Annotated in this window: 16 protein-coding genes and 1 riboswitch; of the genes, 10 read left to right on the top strand and 6 right to left on the bottom strand. The window is 38.4% G+C overall.

What is annotated here, in order from left to right:
* Positions 1 to 36 precede the first annotated feature (36 nt).
* The 3 genes from B1R93_RS02340 to B1R93_RS02330 all read left to right on the top strand — a co-directional run bounded on the left by B1R93_RS02340 (position 37) and on the right by B1R93_RS02330 (position 4,864).
* Positions 37 to 867, top strand: a complete 831-nt coding sequence (locus B1R93_RS02340; protein ID WP_088102375.1) for a PRD domain-containing protein — start codon at positions 37 to 39, stop codon at positions 865 to 867.
* A gap of 14 nt (positions 868 to 881) precedes the next feature.
* Complete coding sequence (locus tag B1R93_RS02335) at positions 882 to 1,820, top strand: aminoimidazole riboside kinase (protein WP_088102374.1); 939 nt, start codon at positions 882 to 884, stop codon at positions 1,818 to 1,820.
* Positions 1,821 to 2,377: 557 nt separating this feature from the next.
* On the top strand, positions 2,378 to 4,864 hold the full coding sequence (locus tag B1R93_RS02330; RefSeq protein ID WP_207634108.1) for a carbohydrate binding domain-containing protein: 2,487 nt from the start codon (positions 2,378 to 2,380) through the stop codon (positions 4,862 to 4,864).
* A 57-nt stretch (positions 4,865 to 4,921) separates the two neighbouring features.
* Here B1R93_RS02330 and B1R93_RS02320 read toward each other — a convergent pair whose 3' ends face one another.
* Positions 4,922 to 5,872, bottom strand: a complete 951-nt coding sequence (locus B1R93_RS02320) for a TIGR03943 family putative permease subunit (RefSeq protein ID WP_088102373.1) — start codon at positions 5,870 to 5,872, stop codon at positions 4,922 to 4,924.
* A gap of 21 nt (positions 5,873 to 5,893) precedes the next feature.
* On the bottom strand, positions 5,894 to 6,919 hold the full coding sequence (locus B1R93_RS02315; protein WP_088102372.1) for a permease: 1,026 nt from the start codon (positions 6,917 to 6,919) through the stop codon (positions 5,894 to 5,896).
* A gap of 188 nt (positions 6,920 to 7,107) precedes the next feature.
* Between B1R93_RS02315 and B1R93_RS02310 the strand changes: the two genes are divergently transcribed.
* The gene (locus B1R93_RS02310; protein WP_088102371.1) at positions 7,108 to 7,653 is read left to right on the top strand and encodes a DUF2179 domain-containing protein; all 546 of its coding nucleotides are present in this window, start codon (positions 7,108 to 7,110) and stop codon (positions 7,651 to 7,653) included.
* 206 nt (positions 7,654 to 7,859) lie between these two features.
* Complete coding sequence (locus B1R93_RS02305) at positions 7,860 to 8,810, top strand: CobW family GTP-binding protein (RefSeq protein ID WP_088102370.1); 951 nt, start codon at positions 7,860 to 7,862, stop codon at positions 8,808 to 8,810.
* Positions 8,811 to 8,845: 35 nt separating this feature from the next.
* Here B1R93_RS02305 and mtnA read toward each other — a convergent pair whose 3' ends face one another.
* Positions 8,846 to 9,901, bottom strand: a complete 1,056-nt coding sequence (gene mtnA, locus B1R93_RS02300; RefSeq protein WP_088102369.1) for an S-methyl-5-thioribose-1-phosphate isomerase — start codon at positions 9,899 to 9,901, stop codon at positions 8,846 to 8,848.
* Positions 9,902 to 9,903: 2 nt separating this feature from the next.
* Entirely contained in the window at positions 9,904 to 11,106 is a 1,203-nt protein-coding gene (gene mtnK / locus B1R93_RS02295; protein WP_088102368.1) for an S-methyl-5-thioribose kinase, read from the bottom strand.
* Positions 11,107 to 11,178: 72 nt separating this feature from the next.
* A riboswitch (SAM riboswitch) is annotated at positions 11,179 to 11,309 on the bottom strand.
* 265 nt (positions 11,310 to 11,574) lie between these two features.
* Between mtnK and B1R93_RS02290 the strand changes: the two genes are divergently transcribed.
* The 4 genes from B1R93_RS02290 to B1R93_RS02275 are packed head-to-tail and all read left to right on the top strand — an operon-like array spanning position 11,575 to position 14,617.
* The gene (locus B1R93_RS02290) at positions 11,575 to 12,810 is read left to right on the top strand and encodes a 2,3-diketo-5-methylthiopentyl-1-phosphate enolase (RefSeq protein ID WP_088102367.1); all 1,236 of its coding nucleotides are present in this window, start codon (positions 11,575 to 11,577) and stop codon (positions 12,808 to 12,810) included.
* A 2-nt stretch (positions 12,811 to 12,812) separates the two neighbouring features.
* Entirely contained in the window at positions 12,813 to 13,475 is a 663-nt protein-coding gene (locus B1R93_RS02285; protein WP_088103372.1) for a 2-hydroxy-3-keto-5-methylthiopentenyl-1-phosphate phosphatase, read from the top strand.
* Positions 13,472 to 14,080 (top strand): methylthioribulose 1-phosphate dehydratase, encoded by a 609-nt coding sequence (locus B1R93_RS02280; RefSeq protein ID WP_088102366.1) that lies wholly within the window; start codon positions 13,472 to 13,474, stop codon positions 14,078 to 14,080. Before B1R93_RS02285 ends, B1R93_RS02280 begins: the two co-directional genes overlap by 4 nt.
* A gap of 15 nt (positions 14,081 to 14,095) precedes the next feature.
* The gene (locus B1R93_RS02275) at positions 14,096 to 14,617 is read left to right on the top strand and encodes a 1,2-dihydroxy-3-keto-5-methylthiopentene dioxygenase (RefSeq protein WP_088102365.1); all 522 of its coding nucleotides are present in this window, start codon (positions 14,096 to 14,098) and stop codon (positions 14,615 to 14,617) included.
* Between the two features lie 86 nt (positions 14,618 to 14,703).
* On the opposite strand, the gene B1R93_RS02270 is transcribed toward B1R93_RS02275, so the two are convergent.
* Entirely contained in the window at positions 14,704 to 15,273 is a 570-nt protein-coding gene (locus tag B1R93_RS02270) for an MSMEG_1061 family FMN-dependent PPOX-type flavoprotein (protein WP_245308170.1), read from the bottom strand.
* A gap of 177 nt (positions 15,274 to 15,450) precedes the next feature.
* Here B1R93_RS02270 and B1R93_RS02265 point away from each other — a divergent pair, with 177 nt between their 5' ends.
* Positions 15,451 to 16,089, top strand: a complete 639-nt coding sequence (locus B1R93_RS02265; RefSeq protein WP_088102364.1) for an SDR family oxidoreductase — start codon at positions 15,451 to 15,453, stop codon at positions 16,087 to 16,089.
* Between the two features lie 296 nt (positions 16,090 to 16,385).
* On the opposite strand, the gene B1R93_RS02260 is transcribed toward B1R93_RS02265, so the two are convergent.
* Positions 16,386 to 17,975, bottom strand: coding sequence for a sensor domain-containing diguanylate cyclase (locus B1R93_RS02260; protein ID WP_088102363.1), 1,590 nt, complete (start codon positions 17,973 to 17,975; stop codon positions 16,386 to 16,388).
* Positions 17,976 to 18,009 lie beyond the last annotated feature (34 nt).

The following is an 18,009-nucleotide window of genomic DNA, read 5'->3' as shown; positions in this document are numbered from 1 at the left end:
TGTTTAGAGTGTTTATCATGAATGGAGCTTTAACCGATGAAAATTAATAAAATTTTAAATAATAACGTAGTCGTCGTAAAAGAGGGGCATGATGAGATCATTGTCATAGGTCCCGGAATTGCATTTGGGAAACGAAAAAACGATATCATTAACTCTGACAAAATCGAGAAAGTATTTGTCATGAAAGATGAGAAGGAGTATGAGAAATTTACACAAATTATTGATATGCTCCCTGAAGAACATATTTCGTTAGCGGAAGAAATTATTACACACGCTGAAAAGCAATTGCGGACTAAACTAAATGAACATATCCATGTAGGTTTAACTGATCATTTATCGTTTGCGATTGAGCGGGTTAGCCAAGGGTTTGAGTTGCGAAATAAATTGCTACATGAGATAAAGGTTCTGTATGATGCGGAATTTAATATAGGTTTATGGGCGCTTGAACTTGTATCGAAAAAAACAGGTATTACTTTACCGGAGGATGAAGCTGCTCATATTGCTCTTCATCTTCATACAGCGAAAATGAATACGTCAACCATGTCTGAAACTTTGAATACAACCGTAATCATTAATGAACTAATAAAAAGGATTGAAGAGAAATTATCTGTTAAACTTGCGGAAAGTTCGATTTCGTATCAACGCTTGATTACGCATTTAAATTTTGCTTTAAAGCGGGTAATCAAGGGTGAGGCATTCGAGGATATTGATGAGGAGATGTACAAGTTAGTTCGCGAAAGACATGCTGATGCATATAAAATGGCGGTCGAGTTGGCACAGTTTCTCTACGAGAAAGAAGGAATGACTTTACCAAACTCTGAAATCGTTTACTTGACCTTGCATATTCAACGTATCCAACGAAACTAGATAGAGGTGAGCAGATGAAAGGAATTATTAGTTTAGGAGAAGCACTTATTGACTTTATACCATTAGACTCAGAGAACGTAACTTATCAAAAGAGTCCAGGCGGTGCACCAGCAAATGTAGCTGTTGCTACTGCAAAACTGGGGGCAAAATCAACCTTTGTTGGTAAGGTAGGCAATGACGTATTAGGTGAATTTATGCGAAACATTTTACAAAAGCACGGTGTAAATATTCAACAAATGCTGTTAACAGACGAAGCGAGAACGGGGGTAGTGTTTGTTACCCTAGATGAGACCGGTGAACGTCATTTCAGCTTTTATATCGACCCAAGTGCTGATCGCTTTTTGGCAAAAGAAGATCTAGACTTAGATATCTTTAAGCAGCATAATGTTTTTCATTTTGGTTCAATTTCTATGATTAGTGAGCCAAGTCATTCAGCAACAAAGCAAGCAGTCAAGCTGGCAAAGGAGAATGCTTTAATCGTTTCATTTGATCCAAATTTGCGTCTTGGATTATGGCCGAATGCAAAACAGGCAAAAACGACGATTATGTCAATGCTTGGGGAAGCAGATGTTGTTAAAATTTCGGATGAAGAAATGACCTTTTTAACGGGAGAAACTGAAATCGAAAAAGCGGTTGAAAAGCTTTCCACCTTTCAAATACCTGTTTTACTGATTACCTTTGGTGGAAAAGGGAGTTACATTTGTATTGGAAATGAGATTGCTCATGTACCCGCATTAAAGGTGCAGACTATCGATACGACAGGTGCAGGAGATGCATATGTATCAGGAATTCTCTATCAGTTAAGTGAAATAAATACTAAGGTTGAAGAATTGTCAGTAGAGCAATGGAAAAGAGTTGTCCAATTTGCTTCTGTATCAGGTGCTCTTGCAGCGTCAACTCATGGTGCAATGACTGCTTTACCGACACTTGAGGAAGTTCAAAAGCGAATATAATAATCAAGAAAAGTGTGCAAAAAGGGTACTGAAAAAGGGAAACCCACCCTTTTTCAGAGCCCTCCTCATAGCAGGCTTTTAAAAAGATGGCAACGGCTCCGCTCATTGCGCAAAGCCCTCTGATTTTCCCCTTTTCAGTGCGCTCAAACACCGCGCACTCTTTTTTTGGATTTGAAGGTAAATTCATACAAACGACACAGATCTTTAGTTTTAATTTTCTAAAAAGTTAAAGTATTCATTGTTCAGTAAGAAACAGTGTGCTATCGTTTTTAACGAAAACAATTGTGCAATCGATTTCACTAATAATAAAAAGAGAGGTGTTATATTTGGTTATAACGTGAAATTAATTAGTGCAATCGTTTTCCTATAAACAGAAAACTTTGAGTGAATCAAAGCATTTCTTAAGGAGGTTTTTATGTATTTTAAAATTAGTAAACTCATTTCTGTCGGATTAATTTTTCTGTTAGCACTTATCCCTACCACCAGTTGGTGATGAAGCACAAGCCCAAGCGGCCACTTCTGACTTTTCGTGGGATAATGCGAATGTTTATTTTGTGATGACAGACCGCTTTGAAGATGGAGACCCTTCCAATAATCAATCATATGGTCGAGTACAAGAAGATGCTCACGGTCATAATATTGGGACATTTCATGGTGGCGATTTAAAAGGACTAACAAATAAATTGCATGAGGGATATTTTACTGATTTAGGGATTAATGCGATATGGATTACGGCACCTTACGAACAAATTCACGGTTGGGTAGGTGGTGGTGAAGCAGGTGATTTTGCTCACTATGCTTACCATGGATATTATGCTCTTGACTATACGACTGTCGATCAAAATATGGGGACGGTTGAAGAAATGAGAGAATTTGTTGATACAGCTCATGAGAATAACATTCGTGTCGTACTCGATATCGTTATGAATCACCCCGGCTATAATACATTAATGGATATGGAAAATTACAACTTTGGAAATCCGGGACTTGATGCAAACTGGACACCTAGCAATGGAGAAACGTGGCATGAACATCATGATTATATTAATTACGACGATTCATCGGCATGGTCGAATTGGTGGGGAGATTGGGTACGTGCAGATATTGCTGGTTATGAGCAATGTGGTAATAGTGAAAAAGAAATGTGCTTAGCCGGTTTGCCTGATTTCAGAACAGATCTTACAAATAGTGTCGGCCTACCACCATTACTTGAGGAAAAATGGAAGCAAGAACAGAGTGGCTATGATGAGTGGATTGTTCCAGCAGCCGAAGGGTTAAGACAGGATCTTGGTCTTGCACCTGCTGATTATATTATTGAATGGTTATCAGCTTGGGTTGAGGAATTCGGAATTGATGGCTTCCGAATTGATACGGCAAAGCATGTTGAACTTTCACGTTGGGAGCAATTAAAACATTCGGTTAATGAGGCATTATGGACATGGAGAGAGCGTAATCCAAATAAACCAGGTGCAAATTGGTCAGACGATTTTTGGATGGTTGGTGAAGTATGGGGTCATGGTGTTGGCAAAAGTGAGTATTTCGAGCATGGATTCGATTCCGTCATTAATTTTACATTCCAAGGTGAACACGGAAATGGGTCTGCATACGATTTGGATAGAATGGAAGAGGTCTATTCTTCTTATGCTAGTGATATTAATTCAGATCCTGAATTCAATGTGTTGAGCTACCTTTCGCAGCACGATACTGCGCTCTATAATCGCGATAGACTTATAGACGGTGGAACGTATTTACTAATGTTACCTGGTGGTGTTCAAACGTTTTATGGGGATGAAACAGCACGTCCATTTGGTCCGACAGGTTCTGATTCGCATCAAGGAACGCGTTCACCAATGAATTGGGACTCTCCTAATGAACAAGTACTTAATCACTGGAAAAAGCTAGGGCAATTTAGAAATAATCATCTAGCAATCGGTGCCGGTGAACATAGTCAAATTCAATCTGAACCGTATACATTTAGTCGTACATTTGAAGCAAATGGGAGAGAAGATAAGGTTGTTGTCGTCGTTGGAGCATCTGGTACGACAAATATAGATGTATCGTCAGTTTTTGCTAATGGTCAGACCGTTCAAGACTTTTATACGGGGAATTCCTCAGTTGTTGAAGAAGGGACAGTAACATTTGACGCCCATGCCACCGGTGTAATCTTGATTGAGAGAGAAGGTGATTCTGAGCCTAAAGAGCCGGTTAAACCAAGTGCTCCAAACAATTTACAATCCACAAATACGACGGATACTGAAACGACACTAACTTGGGGAACCCCTACACAACAAGTAAATGGATATGAAGTGTTTAGAAATGGTGAAAAAATTGCTGAAACGACATCAACTCGATTTACAGATGGTTATTTAACACCAGAAACAACGTATTCGTATACTGTAACTGCTTTTAATGACGTAGGTACCTCTGAAAAAAGTGAGCCTATTTCAGTAACAACTAGAGCCGAAGGAACTAGTGAAAATCTTGTTACAATCTATTATCAAGGATTTTCAACACCTTATATTCACTATCAACCTGAGGGTGGTGAATGGACGGAAGTGCCAGGTAAGCCGTTAAGCCCCTCTTCAAGCTATGAGGGCTATTATGAAATAACGATTGATTTAGAAGATGCAGAGGGCTTGGTTGCAGCCTTTAATGATGGTAATGGACAATGGGATAATAATAACGGAAACAATTATCACTTTTCAGGTGGAACGTATACATTTAGAGACGGTCAAATTACTGAAGGAGAACCTAACTCAGTAACAACGATTTATTATCAAACATCATGGGAGACACCTCATATCCATTATGCGATAGGAAGTGGTGAATGGACTTCTGTACCTGGTGTAGTAATGGAACGCTCTAGTCGCTATCCCGACTACGCCACCATCACGATTGAGCTTGGTTCTGATTCGGAGTTGGCGGCAGCCTTTAATAATGGAAACGGTCAGTGGGATAACAATAACGGAAATGATTATCGTCTAGGCTCTGCTCCTTTACGATTGAAAATGGCCAAATTAAAAATGGACGTCCATAATTGTTGATAAAAGAAAAGGATGTTGCAAAAGGGGAAAATCGACCTTTTTCAACATCCTAAAATATTAGTAATTAAAGGTAGGGAAAACGTAAGGGTTATCTGGTTCATCCACGATTTCAATTTCTCGAAGCTTAACGGTTGGAATATGAAAATCGTTATATTCTGATTTATCAAGTATTCCCTTTACACGAACCCATGTATCATTTTCAAATTGCTTCGCATCGTCAGCTTCGACCATCGTTCCATAGACTGAGGCATCTGCAACACAGCAGGTCATGCCAAAGCGTGCAACAACTAATTGATTGTCAGCAAATTCAGGTTCCCGATAGACAAAACCTTGAATATCGATTTGTTTCCCAACAAATTGGTCGAGGTGAATATCTAAAACGGTCATGATGTCTAAATAATTCTCTTCATTTACAATAATAACCTCATCTTCAAGTAGTTCATTTGCTAGTTCTTTATAATACGTATTAAAGCCTTCCTCTGTATAAAAGTCTTCAACTGTGAAATGTTCTTCGGGGGTAGAGGATGCCTCTAAATTCTCAAGATATTTATCTGGATCATTTAAATAAGCTTCAGCTCTAGAAATCTCATTTGTCGAATCTGTAACAGCGGTTGGTTTCTTTAAAATTCCTGAACCGTATTGAATTCCCCGATTAGCAGCAACCTGACTATCTAGTACTTTATCTGGTAGGACAAAGCCAAAAATAATGGGTGCAACGAAAATCGAATAAATGAATAGTTTTTTTACTGAATTCCCTTCCATATTATGGTCGGTCCCGCAATCACAAAGCTGTTCTTCCTCTTGTCCTTTTGATGTACTACGTAAAATCTGGATAACCCCGAGGAATAGAAATACCCCGGTTGCAAAATAAATAAAAGGCATCATAGAAGGTGCAATATAGTAGCGGATGTTTCCAGTTATGATAAAAGCAAGCATTAATAATGCAAAGCCAATTAATATAATCCCGCGAATATAGGCATGAAAACCAAGATCCGTTTGTTTATTCATATTCGTCTCCTTCCGTCCTTATTATGATAAGATTGTCCATTGTACAATCATAACTGAGACAAAGACCACACCAGTTACAACAGCGATAAAAGTAAGCACGAATTTCGTCTTGAAAAAGGCAAGAAGCATAATCGTATTTTTTAAATCGAGCATTGGTCCATAAACTAGAAAGGCGATGAGTGAGCCTGTCGAGAATGTACTTCCAAATGAGGCGGCAACAAAAGCGTCCGCTTCAGAACAAAGGGATAGTAAATAGGCAAAGGCCATCATCACCGCAGTAGATGACCACTCATTACTTCCAATGGCAAGCAATACACTTCGATCAAGAAAGGCTTGAAATAAAGAAGCGATAAAAGCCCCTATTATTAAATATTTCCCCATTAAGAAGAACTCATCTGACGCATGATATAGCGTTTGTTTAAGTCGATTCATTTTTTTAGGACCATTCTCATCAATAATAATCTGTTTACCGACCATTTCATCTTTCGTCCATTTTAGCTGATCAGAATTTTTAAATATGACATATAAAATGCCGCCGATTACAATTGCTAGAACAAAAGCCAGTCCCATTCTAGTATAGAGAATTGTTAAGTCCGTTCGAAAAGCAAAGTATGTTGATGCAGCAACAACAGGGTTTAATATAGGTGCTGCTACAAGAAAGACTACTCCAACATGTAGTGGCATTCCTTTTTTTATTAGTCTACGTACAATGGGCACAATCGCACATTCGCATATTGGAAAGATAGCACCTAGTATCGCTGCGGGTACTAATGCCATATAAGCATTTGCTGGTAAATAGCGGTGGAGTAAATCCTCTTTTACAAAAATTTGAATAAGGGCAGAAACAAAGACCCCTAATAGAATAAAGGGAATTGCCTCTAGTACAATGCTAAGGAAGATTGTATTCACACTTAGCCATGATTCCGGAATTGTAATAAATCTCTCGTCACTCTTAAAGAAATCAATCGTAAAAAAGAGCCCTAAAAACATAATCAGAAGAACAAATCCAAGAAAGTCTTTAGCAAAAGAAGTTACAGAAAGTTTCATTCCTATCATTCTCCTAACTAGTTAGTCAAAACTAAACACAGTCTCTCTATTTTAACATAAGCCAAGGTAAAGTGGGACGATTTCATCATTTCGTCATAGGAATGAAATATGTGCGAAAAATACTAGCAAGGTCTGATAATTCCTGTTACACTACGGTAGTTGCATATTTTTAAGGAAGGTGGTTTGAGATGCTTCAAGCACTAATTATTTTTGTTGCTCAGCTGCTCTATGTGCCGGTGTTGACGCTAAGGACAATCATGATGGTAAAAGGGATGAAGGAAAAAGCAGGGGCAATGGGGATACTCGAAGGCGTTATTTACGTTGGTGCGCTTGGGCTCGTGTTTAGTGACTTATCAAATTATTTGAATATGGCTGCCTACGCTGTAGGTTTTGGTGTAGGTTTATATATAGGAACAATTATTGAACAAAAATTAGCAATTGGTTACGTTACACTTGAAGTAAATATTATGGAAAAAAATGAACAACTTACTAAACGCCTGCGTGACGTTGGCTTTAGTGTTTCTACTGCAGAGGTTCAAGGAATGAACTCTACCCGCTACCGCCTTGATTGTACAGCTAGAAGAGACCGGGAACAAGAATTTATCGACATTGTCAGCGCATATGAACCGAGTGCATTTATCGTCTCCTTTGAACCGCGAAACTTCAAAGGTGGCTACATCACAAAATCTATGAAAAAGCGCAAAGACAAACTACTAAAAAAAGCGAATATATAAAAGAAGAAGCAGGGGCGGTTTTCCCCTGCTTCTTCTTGAAACGCAAGGTGACTTTCCTTGCGTCATGTTTTGAAAGCAGGGGCGGTTTTCCCCTGCTTCTTCTTTACAGCAAAAAGTATAAAAATATAGAAAAAACCAAATCGAAATCTTTCTTAATTGAGAGAGTGAAGCGAATATGCTATCTTGATAGAGAAAGGAGCGAGAATATGGTAAAACCAATTCCGACATATCTTTTAACAGGCTTTCTTGGAAGTGGCAAGACAACAGTGCTGAAACGGTTACTTACGACCTTGAAGCGAGAAGGAAAAAAAGTAGTTCTCGTTTTCAATGAGCTTGGTGAGGAAAATGTTGAAAAGCATTATTTCTCAGATGAAACGATGTTAGAGCTTTTAAATGGCTGTATTTGTTGTACGATACAGGATGATATGAGAATGGAGTTGCAGCAATTTTTAAAAACGAATCAAGCAATTGATGTTTTAATTATTGAAGGAACAGGCATTGCCAATCCCGTTGAAGTTATTGAAGCACTTACTCATCCGGTATTAATTGAGAAGGTTGATCTCATGTCAGTCATTAGCTTAATTGATGTAAGTCACTTTTTAGAATATCAAAGCTTATTTTCAAGCTCTAAAGAAATTAGAAGGATGTTAAAACAGCAAATTACGTTTAGTTCATTATTATTGCTAAATAAAATAGATTTAGTTAATCATCAAAAGTTAGAAAAAGTTAAATTAAAAATATCTTCGCTCAAGCGAGAGCAGGCACCTATGCTTGAGTGTAAGTATGGAGAAGTTGATCCTCATTATTTGTTAGAACGCCGAATGGTAACATTTACAAATGAAGAGACTCATCACCACCATTCTCACCATCATCCATTTCAAGCGTTGAAGCTTTCTGTTACCGACCCAATTGATAAAAAAAAGTTTGAACATTGGTTAAAACGTCAAGGAGAAACATTGCTTCGGGCAAAAGGTTTTGTTCGAATCCTACATTCGGATTCTTTGTATTCCTTTCAATATGCCTCTAAACAAATTAATTTTTCAGAAGCGGAGGAAGATATGGAAATGTGCATCATCCTTATCGGGACAGGCTTAATTGAAAAAGAAATAAGGGAATCCTTTGAGAAGGAAGTCAAAAACCGAAGCGACTGGCTTTAGCCAGTCACTTCGGTTTTTAAGTAGTCATATCTTATTTATTTGATTGTCACGGGTGTGGTTTTATTTGCAAATGTTTTTAGTTGTTCTACATAGTTACCAGAAATTACACCACGTTCCGTGATGATACCAGTGATTAGTTCATATGGTGTAACATCAAATGCTGGATTAAATACTTTTGTTCCAATCGGAGCGACGGCGTTTCCGGATAAGTGGGTAACTTCTTCAGCTGGACGTTCCTCGATTGGAATGTCCTCACCTGATGTCGTTTCTAAATCAATCGTGGAAAACGGTGCAGCGACATAAAATGGAACGTCATGAGCTTTCGCAAGTAAAGCGAGGCCGTAGGTACCGATTTTATTTGCTGCATCTCCATTTGCTGCAATCCGGTCAGCACCAACAATGACTGCTGCAATGTCTTTCGTTTTCAGGACATGAGCTGCCATATTATCTGTAATTAATGTTACATCTACACCTATTTGCTGCAATTCCCAGGCTGTTAAGCGTGCCCCTTGGAGCACAGGACGTGTTTCACAAGCATATGCATGCAATGTCGTTCCTCGTTCATTGGCGATATAAAAAGGTGCAAGTGCCGTCCCGTAACGTGCGGTTGCAATTCCTCCAGCATTACAAATCGTTAATAAAGTGTCACCATCGTCAAAGAGATCGTAACCATACTCACCAATTTTTCGGCAAGTTTCCTCGTCTTCAGCTTGAATGGCTAGCGCTTCTTGAAGCGCCAATTCTTTAGCCTCCTCAACAGTTAACGCCGTATCGACCTTGCGAACCATTCGATCAAGCGCCCAAAATAAATTAACCGCGGTTGGACGACTGCTTGCCAAAAAGTCACCCTGTTTATGAAACTCATCTAAAAATAATTCAAGCGTATTCGACTGCTTAGACTGCGCCCAAAGGACAAGACCGAAAGCAGCAACAATACCGATTGCAGGTGCACCACGAACCTTTAAGTACGTAATGCTATCCCATACTTGCTCAATGGTTTTCAGTTTTTCATATGAAGTTGAGTGTGGTAACTGTTGTTGGTCAAGAATAACAACATGGTCACCTTTCCATTCAATTGGCAATATATTCATAGTTAAACCTCCTTGACGATGTTCAATAAGTCATTCAGCGTTTTTAATTTTGTTCGTTTTACAATAAGAGCTCGACCCATTTTTATTGCGGTTTGTTGAGCAGACAGTCTCGCCGAATCTGATACGATACTATCAATATCAGCAACATGGGCTAGTCCGATAATTCGCCGAATCATTTTACAACCAGCAAAACCGAGAGCATCCTCCCAAATGGTTGCGAGAACATCATCGACATAATTAGGGACTTTGTGGAAAACTTCAACAGACTCGTTCTCCCAAAGAATTTTAAACTCGCTTTCGAAGACAGTCCATGTCTCTTCAATCACTGATAAAAGATAGCTTCTAAACGTAGTAAGTTCGTTTTCGTCCTCAATATGACCTGCTTGAGCAACAAAGTTAAGAAGAATATTTGCAATAAACGCTCCTACATCAAAACCGAATGGACCGTAAAAGGCAAACTCAGGGTCAATGACTTTCGTCTTTTCTTTTGTTATAAAAATACTTCCTGTATGAAGGTCGCCATGAATCAGTGCTTCTGATTTCGTTAGGAAAGCGTGCTTAAGCTTTGCCACCTCACGTTTTAGTTCATTATCGGACCAAAGAACTTCAGCAGTCGGTTGTAATGCTTCAGAAAAATTATTCGTATCATGGTCAAAATAAGGATCGGTAAAAACTAGATCTTCTGTAATTTTACATAACTCGGGGTTTGAATATAGTACTGCAAGCTGCTTTGCCGCCTGTTGGTTATAACCAAAGGTTGATGTTTTAAATAGCGTGTGTGCGAGAAATGTACCGATGTCTTTTGCTAGGTTTGGGTACGTATTTCCATCAATTAATGCTTTTCGTAAAATCATAAAATCGGATAAATCCTCCATGACGGTAATCGCCATTTCCTGGTCATTGTGGAACACTTTTGGGACAAGGTGAGGAACAAATTCGCCTGCTTGCTTTAGTGCCTCAGCTTCAATTCGCGCACGGTCTAATGTTAGAGGCCAGCTTTCGCCAACGACCTTTGCATATGGAAGTGCCTGCTTAATAACATAAGATTGTCCACTCTCACGATCTTTAACATGAAAGACATAATTTAAGTTTCCGTCTCCGATTTCCTTTGTTTCTAATATAGATTTAGAGCTGAACAGCCCAAGCTCTATTAAATATGCGGCGGCTTTTTCTAAGGTTAATTCTTCATACTCTCTTGCTTGCATCTAACATAACCCCCCTTATAGTAAAAAACCTCTTTCACGGCAGGAAAGAGGTGGAGTGGATCAGCTTCGCCACTCTTATCTGCCAGACTTTCGTCTGTTGGAAGTAGCACCGTGCCTTTATTGTGCGGATAAAAGATCCACTTGTGACGGGTCGGTTGCTGGGCGTCATCGGGCCAAATCCCTCAGCCTACTCGTAATAAGAGAATGTTTTGTATGAATACTCGAACAAAACTATAGCTGAATTAACTATGAACGTCAACCATTATTTAAACCTAGAGCATATACAAACGAGCTCCCCTGACTATTTTACAACATTTATTCGAGCAGTTTTGATTGTGGGGGGTCTTCCTTTATAATACTGATTAAAGTGTTTACAACGTTGGTTTGACTATGATAAATCAACACAAAACCTAGCGAGCTGAAGATAGAAAAGCAGGCTCGATTTTCTTTAAAAAGGGAGGAAAAGCTATGAGTCAGGTGATGGCAACCTATTTAATCCATGATCCAAAAGGCCAACTCGAAAAAAAAGCTGAAGGAATAGCGATTGGATTAACGGTAGGGTCTTGGACAAATTTACCTAAATTAGAGAAAGAGCAATTAAAGGCACATAAAGGCTCTGTTGTTTCAATAAAAGAGGTTCCAGCAAATGAGGCGTTTCTTCGCAATCATCCTAGTGGAAAAAGCGGACTTATTACAATTTCATATCCAAGTGAAAATTATAGTGCAGATTTACCGGCGATAATAACGACAACATTTGGAAAGCTCTCATTGGATGGCGATATTAAATTAATCGATTTGGAGTTCTCGTCTGAGTTAAAGAAGCAATTTCCAGGTCCGCGTCATGGCATCAAAGGGGTCAGGGAAATAACTGGGGTTTACGATCGACCATTATTAATGAGTATCTTTAAGGCGGCAATTGGCCGTTCATTGGACTCATTGCATGAGCAGATGCTTGTTCAAGCACTAGGAGGGGTTGATTTAGTAAAAGATGATGAAATTCTATTTGAAAATAAGTTAACCCCACTTGAGCAGCGTGTTCCTGTCGGTCTTGCGGCAATTGCTGAAGCTGCGATGGAAACAGGTCATCAGCCGTTATATGCAGTAAATATTACCGGAAAAACATATGAGTTAAAGGAACAAGCTAAGCAAGCGATTGAACTTGGGGCCCCAGCATTATTGTTTAATGTTTTTGCTTATGGGCTTGATGTCTTGCAAGCATTACGTGAGGATAAGGATATTGATGTACCGATTTTGGCGCACCCAGCTGTTGCGGGGGCATTCACATCGTCTCCAATTCATGGGTTTTCAAATCAACTATTATTGGGGAAATTACTGCGTATGGCAGGAGCTGATCTAGTTTTATTCCCATCTCCGTATGGAGGCGTAGCCATGAATAAAAATGAAACATTGGCAATTACGAATGAATTACGAAAAGATGATGAACAGTTTAAGCCCGCCTTTCCGGTTCCATCTGCGGGTATTCATCCTGGTATGACTGAACTTTTATTTCGAGATTTTGGTCTTGATTCAGTCATAAATGCCGGCGGCGGGATTCATGGACACCCCGATGGCGCAGCTAAGGGAGGTCAAGCATTTCGTGATGCAATTGAAGGGGTTGTAGCTGGTCAAAAGCTAGATGAGGTTGCAAAGGATAGTCAAGCGTTACAAGTAGCCCTTGATACATGGGGGTATGTAAAAGGATGAGTATGAAGCAACCTGTCATTTTTTGTGACTTTGATGGTACGATAACGAATAATGATAACATTATTGTATTAATGAAACGGTTTGCGCCTCCTGAGTGGGAGGCGATAAAAGATGATATTCTTGGTCAAAAGGTGACGATTCAAGAAGGGGTTAGTCATCTATTCTCTCTATTATCAACAGAGCTCAAGCAAGATTTAATTAGCTTCTTGTTAGAAACGGCAGAAATTCGTGATGGCTTCAGAGAGATATTACTGTTCACAGGTGAACGAAACATTGAATTCTATGTAGTAAGCGGAGGAATTGACTTCTTTATATACCCTTTGTTAGAACCATTTGCTATTTTGAATAATCATATTTATTGCAATGGCAGTGACTTCAGCGGGGAAACGATAACAATTACCTGGCCTAACTCCTGTGATGAACAATGTCACAATGGATGCGGCTGTTGTAAGCCAAGTATTATGAGACGCTTTCCAGCTGAAGAATATGAGCGAATTGTTATAGGAGATTCTATTACTGATTTACAAGCAGCCAAGCAAGCTGATATTGTTTATGCAAGAGATTTCCTTATTGAAAAATGTGAAGAGCTTTCAATAGCGTATACGCCATTTACTAGTTTTCACGATGTTATCACTGATTTAAAGAATAGAGGTGTCAAAGGGTGAGAGAGGAACGGTGGAATGAGCTAGCCGATATTAAGGATGAGCTCGCGGCACGTGACTGGTTCCCAGGAACGAGCGGAAACTTATCAATTAAAGTGAGTGATTCCCCCCTCACATTTTTAGTGACAGCTAGTGGGAAAGATAAGCGGAAGCGAACAGAGGAGGACTTTCTTCTTGTTGATGAAAATGGAAAACCAGCAGAAGAAACGACGTTAAAACCATCTGCTGAGACGTTACTACATACAGAAATTTATAAAAAAACAGAGGCTGGTTGTAGTCTCCATGTTCATACACTTGACAATAATCTTATCTCCGATTTATATGGAGAGAAAGGAGCAATTACCTTCCGTGGACAAGAACTTATTAAAGCCTTTAATATTTGGAAAGAAGATGGAGAGATGACCTTACCGATTGTTCCGAATTACGCAGATATTCCAACGCTTGCGCAAGCAGTTGGTAATGCGATTACTGAAGGCACAAAGGGTGTGCTCATTCGCAACCATGGGATTACTGTCTGGGGTCGTAATGGATTTGAGGCGAAAAAACATCTTGAGGCATTTGAATTTCTTTGTTCTTTTCATGTAAGACAATTGATGTTAAAACGATAAAGGGGGAATGAAAGCATGGCAGAGTTGCGTTTTCATGATAATAATGAACGATTAACAGGAAAAGACGTTATTTCGTATTTAAATGATCAGGGAGTTATTTATGAGAAATGGGGAACGGATAAGCTTCCAAGTCATTTAGTTGAGAATTACAATTTAACAGATGAGAATAAAGAAGAGATTTTAGCTGTGTATGCAGATGAAATTAAAGATATTTCAGAGCGTCGTGGTTATCAAACAGCAGATGTTATTTCATTATCCCCTAACACACCGAATCTTGAAGAACTATTAACAAAATTTGTTCAAGAGCATCACCATACAGATGATGAAGTTCGTTTTATTGTAAGTGGTCATGGGGTTTTTGCGATTGAAGGGAAAGATGGACGCTTTTTTGATGTTGAACTTGGACCGGGTGATTTAATTTCTGTTCCAGAATATTATCGTCATTATTTTACGTTAATGGAAGATCGTAAAGTTGTAGCAATACGTATTTTTATTACACAGGAGGGCTGGGTTCCAGTTTACGAGAAGGAAGAGTAGCAATCTAATTAAGATTAATAAGCAGGCATTCGTTCTTATACGGATCCTGCTTTTTCTTTTAAACCAATAGTGGAATCGTACACGGCTTATTTCTTATAGCTCTTATATTTTAACGCGGAGGTAAAACGTTGGAATTTGTTGTCTGAATATAATGTAGAATTCCATAAAGCAGCGCGTTTAAACGCTTTGTTACAGTGGATAAAGCATTCCTCCACCTTAACACCGATTCCAACTAAAGGTGTTTTATTCTTTATAATGAGTGGTTCGAGTAGCTCTCTGTCACTTGTAATAGTTGCTTTTCCATTAATTCTTAATGTTTCTTCAACACCAGGAATAAAAAAGATTAATCCAATTCCCGGATTTGACAGTAAATTAACCATTGAATCAATTCTTTTGTTACCAGTTCGTTCTGGAATAATGAAATGTTTGTCATCAATAATGTGAACAAAGCCTGGTGCATCCCCTCTTGGAGAAGCATCAAAGTGTCCATTCATATTACTAGAAGCAATAATAATAAACGGGGAAAGAGAAATAAACTCCTTTATTTCATCATCTAAATACCCCGTTACTTTTTGTGAGAGGAAAGGACTTTTATACCCAACGATTTCTCTAAGCTGTTCTTCGGTTTGGATCGTATTTTTAAAAATCGAAGACAAAGTAATACCTCCGTTTCTTTACTCATACTTAATTTTATCAAGGAAATAAAAAGTTTGACAGAGCAGTTTCTGAAAAACACCTAATAGTTTGATAGATAATCTTTCATCTGATTGTGCGTTTGTTTTGCATGTAAGTGATAATACGAATACACTAATTAATAAAAGGAGTGGTATGTAATGAACGTACTTGTAGTAGGAGCAAATGGACAAGTGGCAAGACAAACCATAGCAGAGCTAGCAAAACGGGGACAACAGCCAATTGCAATGATTCGAGATGAACAGCAAGCTGATGCCCTTTTAGCGCTAGGTGCAGCAAGAACGGTTGTTGCTGATTTAGAACAGGATATTACACACGCCTTTAACAATGTGGACGCCGTAATTTTTGCAGCAGGCTCAGGTGGGAAAACAGGCGGAGATAAAACGATACTTGTTGATTTATGGGGAGCAATGAAATCAATAGATGCTGCCACAAAACAAGGGGTAAAGCGCTTTGTTATGCTAAGCTCGATGGGAACGGTTGACCCTGATAAAAGTGAGCGAATCAGACATTATTTAGTCGCAAAGAAATTAGCAGATGATTATTTAAAACAATCCTCTCTTAATTATACGATTGTACGACCGGGCAGTTTAACAAATGATGAAGCAATAGGAAAAATTAAGCTTGAAGAAGAAATTCAAGTTAGAGATAATACGATTACTCGAGCTGATGTGGCACACGTGTTAGCGGAGGTAGTTGGAAGAGAAAATACATTCCATAAAACATTTGAAATTTTGAATGGACCGACACCGATTGACGAAGCATTAAATCAGCTTTAGGTAAAAAAAAACGAGGCTGTGCCAAAAGGTTGTTTTTCACTTTTGGTACAGCTTGTAATGTGCGTAATCTCTACATCTTTTAAAAGCCTGACGATGAGGAAGCCACTGAAAAAGGTAAAAACCAGAGGGCACTGAAAAACTACTTCTTGTAACTCAAAGAAGTAGTAATGGCTCCACACGTTGTTCGCCTGCTATGAGAAATCTACTCATAGCAGGCTTTTTAAAAAGATGGCAACGGCTCCACTCATCGTAAGGCGCGTAGTGAACGGAGCCATTACTGTGCACGCAATAGAACGTTATTGCAAGTGATTATTTTTTTCAATTCCGGTTGAATATAGACAATAGCGATTTTTACCTTTGTTCTTTGCTTCATACATGGCTTTATCAGAATGATTTAACAATGTATCTACATCACGCCCATCCTTTAGTGCAATGCTTATTCCAATACTTCCGGAAATGGAAAAATCGGTGCCGTTAATGTTAATAGGAACGCGTAAATTATTTAATAGCTTTTCAACAATGGAGACAATTTGACTATCATCGGGTTGTGGGATAGCCATGGCAAATTCATCTCCACCCATCCTTGCAGCAAATGCTTGTTTTGGAAGGGAAAGGCGAATTTGCTTGGCAATATGCTGAAGAACGGAATCGCCTGCAGCATGACCGTATGTGTCATTAATCCATTTAAATTTATCTAAGTCGACTAAGAAAACAGCGAGAACTGAGTTTGTTTGCTCTATATCTAGTAGTAGTTCATTTATTTTCTCGTAAAAAAATGTTCGGTTGCCTAGACCTGTTAATGGATCATGATAAGCTAAGTACTTTAATTTTTCTTCATATTGTTTTTGACTAGTGATGTCTCTTAACATTAAATAAGCATGCTTCGTGTCCTCTATATCAATATAATCGGAAACCATATCTAATACGACTGTTTGCCCGTTAGCAGTAAGTAAATATAACTCCTCCTTCATTGGAATCGCATCTTTAAATGAGGCTTTGAGTAAATCTAAAAAGTCATTGTTTTTCTCACTTAGAAGAAAGTCGATAAAGTTTTTCATATATAAATCCGCTTTTTTTTGTTCAACTATTTCACAAAAGGCTGGGTTTGCATCAATCATTCTTCCTTCTTTATCTAACAATACAATCCCATTTGAACTCATTTTAAACAGTAGCTCATAGCGATGACCTGATGAGGCTAGCCAATCATAATGAATCATTGAATGTCGCAGTGTATAAGCAAATATTAATGTTCCGTAAGGAGATAAGAACGATAAATGAGCTCCGAAGCGCTCACCAATATAGATAACTGGTAGCGAAATGCTTATAGCTATAATTGTTAGGACACATCCTTTTACAATGTATTGGAGTCTTTTTTGAAACTGAATGCTAGTCGTGCTATAACGTATTTTTCTGTATCCTTTTATTAAAAAATAGAGGTTCCAATAAAATGTATATAATGTGAATCCTAAAATTACGAGTAAAAAAGGGGTACTAAGGTTTTCTATATTCCCAACCGCTGTTTCTTGTAAAGTAAAGAAAAAGAGATTAGGCCATAATAATAGAAAAATATTAATTAGTGGAAGTAAAAAAAAGATGTTGAACCAGCATGGAACCTCCACTTTCGAAATCGTTTTAAAAAAGTATATAGACAAAGTCATTAGGATGAAAGCATTGATATACTTAAGGACTAACGTAAAATAGTATGCTTCCTGTTGTGGAACGAGTTTAATAAGAAATTCTGATAAAAAAATAATGCTCAGGAATAGTAATAAAGTTGCGGTTAATCGGTGTAAACGATTGCGTCTTGAACGGAAATAAACTTCACACGCCATGGCAAACATGAATAAAAACGGTAAAAAACTAAAAAAGAAAGAAAGAATAACCAAATAAATCGACTCCCATAGGTGATGTGATTATATT

This window comes from Halalkalibacter urbisdiaboli (assembly GCF_002156385.1).
GTDB lineage: Bacteria > Bacillota > Bacilli > Bacillales > Bacillaceae_D > Halalkalibacter_A > Halalkalibacter_A urbisdiaboli.
Note: the sequence above shows the minus strand (reverse complement) of the source record. Positions and strands in the feature narration are given on the sequence as shown.